Origin of the sequence: Mesorhizobium sp. WSM4884 (assembly GCF_029625675.1) — a bacterium.
Taxonomy (GTDB): domain Bacteria; phylum Pseudomonadota; class Alphaproteobacteria; order Rhizobiales; family Rhizobiaceae; genus Mesorhizobium.
This window is the reverse complement of sequence record NZ_JARTVO010000026.1, coordinates 60,896-72,114: the sequence shown is the minus strand read 5'-3', so window position 1 is coordinate 72,114 and position 11,219 is coordinate 60,896. Positions and strand designations below refer to the sequence as shown.

Annotated in this window: 17 protein-coding genes and 1 other RNA gene; 8 read left to right on the top strand and 10 right to left on the bottom strand. The window is 62.0% G+C overall.

Annotated features, from left to right (window positions below):
- Positions 1-154 precede the first annotated feature (154 nt).
- The 3 genes from P9236_RS27685 to P9236_RS27675 all read right to left on the bottom strand — a co-directional run bounded on the left by P9236_RS27685 (position 155) and on the right by P9236_RS27675 (position 1,771).
- Positions 155-463, bottom strand: a complete 309-nt coding sequence (locus P9236_RS27685) for a SelT/SelW/SelH family protein (protein ID WP_278077796.1) — start codon at positions 461-463, stop codon at positions 155-157.
- Positions 464-482: 19 nt separating this feature from the next.
- Positions 483-1,232, bottom strand: a complete 750-nt coding sequence (locus tag P9236_RS27680; protein WP_278077795.1) for a YebC/PmpR family DNA-binding transcriptional regulator — start codon at positions 1,230-1,232, stop codon at positions 483-485.
- Positions 1,233-1,447: 215 nt separating this feature from the next.
- On the bottom strand, positions 1,448-1,771 hold the full coding sequence (locus tag P9236_RS27675; RefSeq protein ID WP_278077794.1) for a helix-turn-helix domain-containing protein: 324 nt from the start codon (positions 1,769-1,771) through the stop codon (positions 1,448-1,450).
- A gap of 51 nt (positions 1,772-1,822) precedes the next feature.
- On the opposite strand from P9236_RS27675, the gene P9236_RS27670 reads away from it, so the two are divergent.
- The 3 genes from P9236_RS27670 to P9236_RS27660 are packed head-to-tail and all read left to right on the top strand — an operon-like array spanning position 1,823 to position 3,202.
- Entirely contained in the window at positions 1,823-2,305 is a 483-nt protein-coding gene (locus P9236_RS27670) for an SRPBCC domain-containing protein (protein ID WP_278077793.1), read from the top strand.
- 19 nt (positions 2,306-2,324) lie between these two features.
- Entirely contained in the window at positions 2,325-2,714 is a 390-nt protein-coding gene (locus P9236_RS27665; protein WP_347405212.1) for a VOC family protein, read from the top strand.
- A gap of 20 nt (positions 2,715-2,734) precedes the next feature.
- Positions 2,735-3,202 carry an SRPBCC family protein gene (locus tag P9236_RS27660; RefSeq protein ID WP_278077792.1) on the top strand — a complete coding sequence of 156 codons (468 nt, stop codon included), beginning with the start codon at positions 2,735-2,737 and terminating at the stop codon, positions 3,200-3,202.
- A 3-nt stretch (positions 3,203-3,205) separates the two neighbouring features.
- On the opposite strand, the gene P9236_RS27655 is transcribed toward P9236_RS27660, so the two are convergent.
- From P9236_RS27655 to ssrS, 6 genes are all read right to left on the bottom strand, one after another.
- Positions 3,206-3,493, bottom strand: a complete 288-nt coding sequence (locus P9236_RS27655) for a BrnA antitoxin family protein (protein ID WP_278077791.1) — start codon at positions 3,491-3,493, stop codon at positions 3,206-3,208.
- Positions 3,474-3,767, bottom strand: a complete 294-nt coding sequence (locus tag P9236_RS27650; RefSeq protein WP_278077790.1) for a BrnT family toxin — start codon at positions 3,765-3,767, stop codon at positions 3,474-3,476. Before P9236_RS27650 ends, P9236_RS27655 begins: the two co-directional genes overlap by 20 nt.
- A 39-nt stretch (positions 3,768-3,806) precedes the next feature.
- Positions 3,807-4,574 (bottom strand): TerC family protein, encoded by a 768-nt coding sequence (locus tag P9236_RS27645; protein WP_278077789.1) that lies wholly within the window; start codon positions 4,572-4,574, stop codon positions 3,807-3,809.
- An 82-nt stretch (positions 4,575-4,656) separates the two neighbouring features.
- A complete protein-coding gene (locus P9236_RS27640; protein WP_278077788.1) occupies positions 4,657-5,481 on the bottom strand; it encodes a YmdB family metallophosphoesterase in 825 nt (274 codons plus the stop codon).
- 78 nt (positions 5,482-5,559) lie between these two features.
- Positions 5,560-6,147: a 5-formyltetrahydrofolate cyclo-ligase gene (locus P9236_RS27635; protein WP_278077787.1), complete on the bottom strand. Its 588-nt coding sequence runs from the start codon at positions 6,145-6,147 to the stop codon at positions 5,560-5,562.
- Positions 6,148-6,332: 185 nt separating this feature from the next.
- Positions 6,333-6,488, bottom strand: a non-coding RNA gene (gene ssrS / locus P9236_RS27630) — 6S RNA.
- Positions 6,489-6,639: 151 nt separating this feature from the next.
- On the opposite strand from ssrS, the gene P9236_RS27625 reads away from it, so the two are divergent.
- On the top strand, positions 6,640-7,479 hold the full coding sequence (locus tag P9236_RS27625) for a MoxR family ATPase (protein WP_278077786.1): 840 nt from the start codon (positions 6,640-6,642) through the stop codon (positions 7,477-7,479).
- A 23-nt stretch (positions 7,480-7,502) separates the two neighbouring features.
- On the opposite strand, the gene P9236_RS27620 is transcribed toward P9236_RS27625, so the two are convergent.
- On the bottom strand, positions 7,503-9,050 hold the full coding sequence (locus tag P9236_RS27620; RefSeq protein ID WP_278077785.1) for an MFS transporter: 1,548 nt from the start codon (positions 9,048-9,050) through the stop codon (positions 7,503-7,505).
- Between the two features lie 136 nt (positions 9,051-9,186).
- Between P9236_RS27620 and P9236_RS27615 the strand changes: the two genes are divergently transcribed.
- Genes P9236_RS27615 through P9236_RS27600 form a run of 4 tightly spaced genes read left to right on the top strand, consistent with a single transcriptional unit; the run spans position 9,187 to position 11,214 of the window.
- Positions 9,187-10,047, top strand: coding sequence for a LysR family transcriptional regulator (locus P9236_RS27615; RefSeq protein WP_278077784.1), 861 nt, complete (start codon positions 9,187-9,189; stop codon positions 10,045-10,047).
- A 60-nt stretch (positions 10,048-10,107) separates the two neighbouring features.
- Positions 10,108-10,554, top strand: coding sequence for a GNAT family N-acetyltransferase (locus P9236_RS27610; protein ID WP_278077783.1), 447 nt, complete (start codon positions 10,108-10,110; stop codon positions 10,552-10,554).
- Positions 10,555-10,612: 58 nt separating this feature from the next.
- A complete protein-coding gene (locus tag P9236_RS27605) occupies positions 10,613-10,798 on the top strand; it encodes a type II toxin-antitoxin system HicA family toxin (RefSeq protein WP_278077782.1) in 186 nt (61 codons plus the stop codon).
- 11 nt (positions 10,799-10,809) lie between these two features.
- Entirely contained in the window at positions 10,810-11,214 is a 405-nt protein-coding gene (locus P9236_RS27600; RefSeq protein WP_278077781.1) for a type II toxin-antitoxin system HicB family antitoxin, read from the top strand.
- Positions 11,215-11,219: the final 5 nt, after the last annotated feature.

Sequence of the window (11,219 nt, the reverse complement as noted above, 5' to 3'; positions counted from 1 at the left end):
ATCGATCTTGCGCAACAGATGATCAGCCGGAACCAGCTGATCCAACGTCACCATCTCGAGCGCGGTCTGTTCGGGGGCGGGTCGCTTCAACATGACCCAGTGAATCAAAAACCCCCGGCAAAAGCCAGGGGTTTGTCAGCAGTCTGACCCCGCCTCAGGCGGGGTCTGTCTTGTGCGTTTTGCGGTCCGCATGCCCGAGGTCGCGGTCAGGATCGATGACGTCGCGGACAAGCTGCTTGAGCTTTGCTGCATCCGGAAAGCCGCCGTCGCGCTTGCGTTCCCAGATAAGCTGATCGTTGCAGGTGATGGTGAAGATGCCGCCGGTGCCCGGCACCAGCGTCACCTCGCCGAGATCCGTGCCGAAGGTCGACAGCAATTCCTGCGCCATCCAGCCTGCACGCAACAGCCACAGGCATTGCGTGCAGTAGGTGATGCGGATGATCGGAAGCGGCTTCTCACTCATATTGGATCGCGTGGCCGACTCAGGCCGCGCTGAGCTTGGCCATGGTCTCGTCGTCGACCTCGAAATTGGCGTAGACGCTCTGCACGTCGTCATCGTCCTCGAGGGTGGCGACCAGCTTCATCAGCGACTGCGCCCGCTCTTCGTCGACCGGGACATTGTTCTGCGGCCGCCAGATCGGCTTCACCGATTCCGCCTCGCCGAGCGCGGCTTCCAGCGACTTCGACACGTCGCCGAGATTTTCGAAGCTGCAATAGATGGTGTGGCCTTCCTCGTCGGACTCGACGTCGTCGGCGCCGGCCTCGATCGCCGCTTCCATCACCTTGTCGGCGCTGCCGGCCGAAGCCGGATAGTAGATTTCGCCGATGCGGTCCCACATGAAGGACACCGAGCCGGTTTCGCCGAGAGCCCCGCCGGCCTTGGTGAAGGCGGCGCGTACATTGGACGCCGAGCGGTTGCGGTTGTCGGTCAGCACTTCGACGATCAGCGCCACGCCGCCGGGGCCGTAGCCCTCATAGCGCACCGCTTCGTAGTTTTCGGCGTCGCCGGCGGAGGCCTTGTTGATGGCGCGCTGGATATTGTCCTTCGGCATCGAGACCGCCTTGGCGTTCTGCACCGCAAGGCGCAGCCGCGGGTTCATCGCCGGGTCCGGCGTGCCGGTCTTGGCGGCGACGGTGATTTCGCGCGCCAGCTTGGAAAACATTTTCGACCGCACCGCGTCCTGGCGGCCCTTGCGGTGCATGATGTTCTTAAATTGCGAATGGCCAGCCATGGCACCCCTGTCGTGTTCGGCTAGAGCATTTTTCGGCCGGGAGCGATCACCCGGCATCGGCAAAATGCTCGAATTCAAATTTTCAGAACGTCTGAGCTATGCCTGCGAAGGCACGCGGCGCTCTCTGTCGGAATGGCCGGCTTATAGATAAATCGGCTCAATTCGTCCAGCCGCGCCGATGAGCCGGCGCCGAAGCCAGTCGCGTAAGGACTGTGTCATCTCTCCAAGTCCGACTTGAGCCGGTGGAGGATGCTGATGGCGTGGCCGGCATACTGGCTGATCCAGCGGTCGTGGATCTGCTTGATCGGCAAAGCGTTGAGATGGTTCCAGCGTTCGCGCCCCTCGCGCTTCGCCACGACCAGATCTGCCTCTTCGAGCACCTTGAGATGCATCATCACCGTGCAGCGGTCCATGTCCGGGAAAGCCTCGCAGAGCGCGCCGGTGGTCTGCGGCTGATCCTTCAGGCGGTCCAGCAGCTCGCGCCGGCGCGGATGCGCCAAAGCCTTGAAAACATGATCGTCTGCGGTTTGGCTTGACATGTTATATTTCTATAACATATCGTTTGGGCAAGCAAGGAAGGAGCTGTGGATATGTCTCTTGGATTCAGGATTTCCGGACGCATCGGCAAACCGGTCGCCGAGGTCTTCGACGCAGTCGTCAATCCGACGAAGCTCAGCGGCTATTTCACCACCATCGGCGGCGCTTCCGCCCCATTGGTCGCCGGCACCACCGTGACCTGGTGGAAGACGGTTCCGGTCGAGGTCGACGAGGTGACCAAGGACAAACGCATCGTGCTGCGCTGGGATGCGACCGACGCCGAAGGCAAACCAGCCTACAAGACCCGCATCGAGATGAATTTCGAGCCATTGGATGACGGCGGGACCTTCGTCACCATCGCCGAAGCCGGCTGGCGCGAAGGCGAGGTCGGCCTGAAGAAGTCCTACCTCAATTGCGAGGGCTGGTCGCAGATGCTGGCGTGCATGAAGGCCTATCTCGAATACGGCATCAACCTGCGCGACGGCTACTATCGCGCCGAGATGAAGGGCGAGCCGGCCAACGAGACCAACATTTGAAAAAGAGGAAGCCCTGGTTGTGAAGGTAACGCTATTCCTGATGTTCGAAGGCCGGGCCGAGGAGGCCGTGACCCTCTATTGCGAGACCATTCCGGCGAGCCACGTCCTCGACGTCACACGTTATGGCGTCGGTGAGGACGGGCCCGAGGGAACCGTCAAGCTGGCGCGTGCCTCGATCGGCGGCCAGGAGGTTATGATCTTCAATAGCCCGGTGCATCACGCCTTCGCCTTCACGCCGTCCTTCTCCTTCTTCGTCGACTGCTCCTCCGAGCAGGAACTGGGCCGTATTGTCGACGTTCTGTCCAAGGAGGGGTCGTTCCTGATGCCGACCGGCAATTACGGATTCAGCCAGTGCTTCGCATGGCTCAACGACCGGTTCGGCGTTTCCTGGCAGATCAACCTGCCCTGATGCGAAACAGGGAGAACACCATGGAACTCAAAGAGAGCCCCATCGCCGAAGCCGGCATGCTGATCCGCCGGCCCCTCGCCGACGTTTTCGAGGCGATTGTCGATCCAGCGATCACCACGAAGTTCTGGTTCACGCATTCCAGCGGCCGGCTGGACGAGGGCAAGACGGTTCAATGGGAGTGGCGCATGTATGGCGTCTCGACCAAGGTCGAGGTCAGCGAGATCGTCCCCAACGAGAAGATCGTCATGCAGTGGAGCGATCCGCCGACCACCGTGGTCTGGACCTTCACCAAGATGCCCGGCGACATAACCTTCCTCGAAGTCCGCAATTTCGGCTTCGCCGGCTCCGGCGACGAGCAGGTGAAGCAGGCGGTCGAATCCACCGGCGGCTTCTCGCTGGTGCTGGCCGGCGCCAAGGCGTGGCTGGAACAAGGCCTGACGCTCGGCCTGATCGGCGACCGCCATCCCAAGGGCATTTCGGCCGAATAGCCGTTAGGCTCGGCGCCTCTCCTGCTCCGCCACATAGCGGCGAAGCACTCGATTGATTTCGGTTTGATAACCACCACCCTCTACATGCTCCTTGAACCAGGCAAGCACGTCGGCATCGAGCCGAATGGTGACCGGCTGCTTAAGGGGTCGGTAGAGATAGCCCCGGCGAGCGTGAACCCAATTCTCCGCCGGTGCTTCGGGAATATCGAGGGTGTCGATCTGGTCGTCGGGTAGGTCGGCGAGCTTGGCGAGTTGATCGCGCTGACCCTGGCTAAGGTCCTTCTTGCTCATAACGCCTCCTTTCATGCGGGGTGGCTTTGCGAGCACCGACGACTCGAACGCGTTCTTCGTCGGCCGGATTCGGGTAGGTATGAACGACCAGCAGGATCACCCGAGTTCCGACCATACCGATCGCATGCCATCGCTGCTCACCATCTTCAAAACGGTCAGGCACAACGAGATGGAGCGGATCATCGAAAACCTTCTGTGCAAGATCGAAAGCGACACCGTGCTTGGCAAGGTTGCGTCTGGCTTTTTCAGGGTCCCATTCGAACTGCAAAAGCATCTCCGCTGCGTACAAATATGTATGTACAATCTTGTAAAGTCAATGCCCGCTGCCCGACCTCTGTTTTTTGCGGTGGCGCGCCAGCATGTTGAGGCCCTCGACCAGGGCGGAAAATCCCATGGCGGCATAGATGTAGCCCTTGGGCACGTGATAGCCCATGCCGTCGGCGATCAGCGTCATGCCGATCATCAAGAGGAAACCCAGTGCCAGCATGACGATGCTGGGGTTCCTGGCGATGAAATCGGCAAGCGGTCCGGCTGCCAGCATCATCGCGCTCACCGCCACGATCACTGCGATATACATGATTGCGATCTCGTCGGTCATGCCGACGGCGGTGATGATGGAATCGATCGAGAAGACGAGATCGAGCAAAAGGATCTGAAAGATGGCGCCGGCAAGGCTCATCTGCAGCGCGCCGCCCACCATCGTGTCCTGATGGTCCTGCGGGTCGACCGTGTGGTGGATTTCCTTGGTCGCCTTCCAGACCAGGAACAGGCCGCCGGCGATCAGGATCAGGTCGCGCCAGGAAAAGCCGTGCCCGAACGCCGTGAACACCGGCGTCGTCAGTTGCACGATGATCGAGATCGTGGCGAGCAGGATGAGGCGCATCACCAGCGCCGCCGAGATGCCCAGCCTGCGCGCGCGGGCGCGCTGCGCTTCCGGCAGCTTGTTGGTGAGGATCGAGATGAAGATCAGATTGTCGATGCCGAGCACCACCTCCAGCACCACCAGCGTCAGCAGCGCGACCCACGCGGTTGGATCGGAAACGAAGGCGAAGTGCGGCGCCAGGAATTCGACAAGCTGCATGAAGGTCGTCCCCCTCTACGATCTGAAGCAGGTTTTCGGCGAGTTCCGCGGGAGTTAGGTGCTTGAGGTCCTCATATCAATGTCACGACCAGAAGGACGGCGCCGTTTCCTCCAGCCGCGGACCGCGACGAAACGGCGCGATCTTCTCGGCAAGACCCGTGCGGTCGGAGATCTCGACGCCGATGCCGCAGAGCGTCGCCGGCCCGCTCGCCGCCTCGAACCGGCCCTTCGGCACTTTCGAAAGGAAGCGATTGAGCGGCTCTTCCTTGTCCATGCCGAGCGAGGAATCGTAGTCGCCGCACATGCCGGCATCCGAGATATAGGCGGTGCCGCCATTGAGGATCTGGTGGTCGGCGGTCGGCTGGTGCGTGTGCGTGCCGACCACCAGGCTGGCGCGGCCGTCGACGAAATGCGCGAAACACATCTTTTCCGACGTCGCCTCGGCGTGGAAATCGATGACCGCCGCATCCACCTGCTCGCCGAGCGGACAGGCGGAAAGCTCGCGCTCGCCGGCCTGGAACGGATCGTCGAGCTCTGGATGCATGAAGACGCGCCCCATGATGTTGGCGACCAGCACCCGCGCGCCGTTCCTGGCGATATAGACGCCCGAGCCGCGCCCGGGCGTGCCCTTGGGAAAATTGGAGGGGCGCAGGAAGCGCTCCTCGCGCGGCGCGAAGATCAGCGCGTCGCGCTGGTCCCAGACATGGTTGCCGGTGGTGACGACGTCGGCACCCGCCGCCAGCGTCTCGCGAAAGATCTCTTCGGTGATGCCGAAACCGCCGGCGGCGTTCTCGCCATTGACGATGACGAAGTCGAGCTTGAAGTCGGAGATCAAGCCCGGCAGCTGTTCCCACACCGCCGTGCGTCCAGTTTTTCCGACCATGTCGCCGAGGAAGAGAAGTCTCATACGATCCTGCGCCGAAAGTCCGACAAGCAAAAGCTGCATGACTTTCCGCAAAAGATCATGCGTTTCTCAAACGCTTTTCTACAATCGAGGCGCGAACCGGCGCAACCCGCTCTCGGTGAGTATTTCCGGGATGATCACGTCGTGGTTCTCTTCCGGCACCATCGCAACTTCCTGGCAGTCGAAGGCGATGCCGATCAGCCGGGGCGTCAGCCCCTTGTCGGCCAGCCTGGCGATCGCCCGGTCGTAATAGCCGGCGCCGTAGCCGATGCGGTGGCCGCGTGCGTCGAAGGCGGCAAGCGGCACCAGCATAAGCGAGGGGTCGAGCACTTCAGCCTCCTCATGCGGCCCGACCGTGCCGAAGCCCATCTCGACCATCGGCGCGCCGTGCACCAGTTCGCGGAATACGATCGTTGTCTTGTCGAGGATCGCCGGCAGGCAGAGCCTGGCTCCCTTCTCGCGCAGCACAAACATCAGCGGCCGCACGTCGACCTCGGAGCGCATAGGCCAGAAGCCGGAAACGATTTGGCCCGGCTCGACGGCGATCTCGGCCTTCGCGGTCTCGGCCATTTCGAGCGCGATCTCAACCCGCCAGAATTCATCGAGCGCATCGCGGCGCGCCAGGGCCTCCTTGCGAAGCTGTTTTTTCAGGTCTTTTGCTGAGGTCATGCGCGGACGCTAAAAAAGGCCGGATATGAATGGAGTTGCAGGAGCGACGTTTTCTAGCGCGGTTCACCGTTTCATGGAAACGGCAACCCGCTCTATCTCTTTGTTTTGACGCAATTCCGGACGGAAAACCGTTCCCACTTTTCCTGGAATTGCTCTATCGCGCAGCTCCCAAAAAATCGGGAGAGTGACGATCCACACAACCGGTGGAGAGGTCGATCCCGGGTGCCTACAAAGTAGGTGGGCGCCGTGTGAGAAAACCCACGAGTCTTCCCAGGGACAGCTCCCTAAGGATCGATAAGGCCCCGGGGATAAGTTTCTCCTGCCGGGAAGCGCAGACCGCCGGTGCCAATATAGGCCGACGGCCGGCCGAGCGCCAGAAGGACAGCCGGCCGAACGCCGGCAAAATTTGCGTCAGCCACCTTGCGGTGTTGCTATGCCTTGCACAGGCCAGGCGGCGTCCTTACGGTCGCGGCCGAACGATCAGGAGAAAAAATGCGTTTCGAAGGCACCGCGGCCTATGTCGCCGACAAGGATCTGATGGTGGCGGTCAACGCCGCGATCGCGCTGGAGCGGCCCCTGCTGGTGAAGGGCGAGCCCGGCACCGGCAAGACGGAGCTCGCCCGCCAGGTGGCGGCTGCGCTCGATCTCGATTTCATCGAATGGAACGTCAAGTCGACCACCAAGGCGCAGCAGGGCCTCTATGAGTATGACGCGGTCTCGCGGCTGCGCGACAGCCAGCTCGGCGACGACCGTTTCAGCGACATCAGGAACTACATCAAGCGCGGCAAGCTCTGGGACGCCTTCGCGGCGCCGAAGAAGGTCGTGCTTTTGATCGACGAGATCGACAAGGCCGACATCGAGTTCCCCAACGACCTGCTGCAGGAGCTCGATCGGATGGAGTTCTTCGTCTACGAGACCGGCGAGACCATCCGTGCCGAATTTCGACCGATCGTCATCATCACCTCGAACAACGAGAAGGAATTGCCGGACGCTTTCCTACGCCGCTGCTTCTTCCATTATATCCGCTTCCCCGACATCGAGACGCTGCACCGAATCGTCGACGTGCATTATCCCGGCATCAAGCAGAATCTTGTGCGGGCCGCGCTCACCCAATTCTACGAGATCCGCGAGGTGCCGGGGCTGAAGAAGAAGCCGTCGACCTCCGAGGCGCTCGACTGGATTCGTCTGCTGGTCGCCGACGACTTCGCGCCGGAAGATCTGCGCGCCGACCCCAAGAACGCGCTGCCGAAACTGCATGGCGCGCTGCTGAAGAACGAGCAGGACGTGCATCTGTTCGAGCGCCTGGCCTTCATGGCCAGGCGTCAGGGATGACGTGCCGTTCGCGGATCTGATGTCTAGGCCTCCGCAGGACTCCGGGCCGAGCTCTTTCCTGCTGAGAGGGAGCTGCCTGGGCCGAAGATGACGAAGCCGATGACCGACAGCAGAAGCACGCCGACCCCGCTATAGAGCATGACCCAGCCAAAGCCGTTGACCAGGGCGGCGTGAACGATCGCGCCGGTCGGATCGAGAGCAGCGAGTTCCGGCGACGCTTGCGTCAGACCATCGAGATTGCCGCCGGCAACCCTTTCCGCCAGCAGGCGCAGTTGATTCCCGTCGATGGCGGCTCCGAATGTGACGCGTAGATGGGAAACGATCCCTTGCGTCAGCAGCTGCCCGAGCACGGCGATGTTGATGGCCAAAGTGATCAGGCGCGCGCTGATGTCGATGCCCGACGCCATGCCCGCGCGATCGGGCGACACCGATCCGGTCGTGGTATGGGTGGTCGGCGAATTGGTCAAGCCGATGCCTATGCCGGCGATCAGCGTTCCGGGCAGCATGGTCAGCCAGCTGGCCCCTTCGAGCCCGGAACCTATCCGCATGGCGATGAAACCGATCCCCAATGTCAGCAGCCCAAGAGGGACCGCGACCCGCGCCTGATAGCGGGCGCGCAGACGCTCGGCGATCGGCGGCATCAGCATGAAGGGAAGCGTGTAGGCGAGCAGCAGTAGACCCGTCGTGGTGCTGTCGTAGCCGAGGACGCCCGAGAAATAGATCGGAAGGTAGATGATGAAGGGCCAATAGCTGAAATTCATGCCGATAGCCCCCATGATCGCTCCCGAGAACGGACGGATGCGGAACACGGAGAAATCGAACATGGGATAGGAACTGATCCTCTCCGCGACAAGGAACGCGATGAAGGAGACGGCCGCCGCGGACGTCACACCGATGCGGACACCCAAGTCGAGCTCTGCCCCTTGGGTGATCAGATAGGAGAAACCGAATACCGCGAACGAGAGCGTCAGCATGCCGGCCCAATCGAGCTTCTGGGCATTGCGGTCGCGCGATTCCGTGACCCCGGCGCCGATGAAGGCCAAAGCGAGGACCGCAAGCGGCACGTGGATGAGGAACACCCACTGCCAGCTCGACAGCGCGACGATAAAGCCGCCGATCGCGGGCCCGAAGCCGAGGCCGATACCCGAGACGACGCTCCAGGCGACGAAGGCCTTGCCGCGTTCGCGGCCGTCCTGGAACTGATGCGACAGCACCGCGACGCTGCAGGTCAGCATCGCTCCGCCGGCGAGGCCTTGCAGGAAGCGCGCGACGATCAAGAGCGGTGCGCTTGGCGCAAGGCCGCAGAGCAGCGAGGCGAGCCCGAAGGCGACAGTGGTGGTCACCATCACCCGTTTGCGCCCGAAACGGTCGGCCACCGTTCCCGTCGCCATGAGGACCGTCGTGCAGGCAATGGTGTAGGCGTTCATGATCCATTGCAGGTCCTTGAAACTGGCCGCAAGCACGTTTTCCAGCTTCGGGAGGATCACCGGCACGCTGGAGATTTCGAGGCCGAACAGCAGCGAGGCAAGGCAAACGCCCGTAAGCGCGATGGTGTTTCGATGAAACGTCATGTCGATCACTTTCAGTCTGAGCCTTGAGGGATGGGCGCCGCTCTTCAACGGCGGTCGCCGAGGACATAGAGGAGGCTTGACCATGAAAAAAGGCTATGCGTAACTATTTCAGAAATGACAAAATGGAATGAACCCAATGACCAGCCTTGACGTCGATGCTGTGCGGACCTTCGTGATGGTGGCCGACTTACAGAGCTTCACGCGCGCGGCCGCCGCACTCGGCAGCACACAGGCGACGATCAGCGTCAAGCTGCGTCGGCTGGAGGAGAAGCTGGGCGCGCGTTTGATCGAGCGAACCCCGCGTCGCGTGAGCCTTTCGGCAAGGGGAGCCGTCTTCCTGCCTGCGGCGCGCGAGTTCCTTGCTGCTCATGAGCGTGCCATGGCCGAGTTTTCCACCGTACCGTGCCGCCTTGCGCTCGGCTTTGTCGATCACGTCGCCGGACCGGAGCTTTCCGTGCTTCTGGCGCGGCTTCACGCGCATGATCCGTCGCTAGCGCTCAGCATGAGGATCGAGACCTCCTCTCTGCTGGAGGAAGCCTTCGATCGCGGCGAACTGGATGCGGTAATCGTCCACCGCGAAAACGACCGCCGGGGCAAGACGCTCTCGCACACGCAATATGGCTGGTTCGCCGCCCCCACATTCGAATGGCGGCGCGGGACGCCGCTGCGCCTGGCGCTGTTGAGCACCGCATGCACCTGTCCGGATCGTCTGAGAGCGATCGAGGCGCTGGACAGGGCAGGTATCGCCTGGGACGAGGCTTTCCTGGGCGGCGGCGGCAAAGCCGTCAACATCGCGGTGTCCGCGGGTTTTGCCGTTGCCGCGCTTGCCCATCGCGTCGTTCCTCACGGCCTGGTCGATGTCGGCCGCAAGCTGGGCCTGCCGCCAATTCCGTCTTCCGAGATCGTCTTGCATTCGCACGCCCTGGCGCCGCGGGCGCGAGAGGCGCTCAACATGCTCGCCGCCGCATTTCGCGAGTACAATTTGCCGCCGGGATAGGGCAAAGGAGTCTTCTAACCCTGATTCCACTGCGGGGTTCAGGCTTCGGAGGAGAATGAAATGTCCGAGATCACCGTCCGCCCGCTCGCCCAGTCAGATCACGCCGACTGGCGCCGCCTGTGGACCGCATACCTCACCTTTTATGAGACCAAGCTGCCGGACGCGGTTTACGACGTCACTTGGAAACGCCTCTTCACGCCAGGCGAGTTCGAGCCGAAAGGTTTCATCGCCACGCTCGACAATAAGGCCGTGGGCCTGACCCACTATCTCTATCACCGCTCCTGCTGGTCTGAGGTCAACAACTGCTACCTGCAGGACCTGTTCGCCGACCCCGAAGTGCGCGGCAAGGGCGTCGGCGCCGCGCTGATTGAGGCAGTGAAGCAGGAAGCGGGCAAGATCGGCGTGAGGAACGTCTACTGGATGACGCACGAGACCAACGCCACCGCGCGCCGGCTCTACGACCATGTCGCGCGCCGCACGGGCTTCATCGAATACGATCTTTTGTGAAGGCGAAACCGATTGAAACCATTCCCCTTGCGCAATATATTGCACATAAAAGGTGGCCATGCCGCTGATTGAAACCAGCACACGCAAGATTATAGCAAGGCTGTTGCGCGACGGCTGGGCGAACATCGGCGGCGGTAAGCACGACAAATATGAGCACCCGGAAAAGCCGGATGTGACGATTATCGTGCCGCGGCACCGCGAGCAGTCTCCAGGCGTTGCGCGCTCGATCGCCGGATGGATTTGAGGGCAGATCGCATGACACACTATGTCGGAATTCTGGATGGCGCGCATGACGTCTGGGGAATCCGGGTCCCCGATCTCCCAGGCTGCCATGGCGGCGGTGCCAGCCCCGAAGAGGCCATCGCCGAGGCGACATCGGCCGTGCGCGAATGGGCTGAAACTCGGTTAACAAAGCACGCCTCGTTGCCCGAAGCACGCACGGTGGCGGACCTGCTACGATCAGGTGAGATCGATAGCGCGGCAGGCGAGTCCGCCGTCATGATCCCACTACTGATCGATTCCGGTCGGCCAGTTCGAGCAAATCTATCGCTGGACGCAGGGCTCCTTGCGGCGATCGATGCCGAGGCGAGCCGCCGAGGCCTGACGCGCTCCGCCTTCATTGCGAGCGCCGCGCGAGAAAAGATCGAGGGGCACCGATAGCGGCC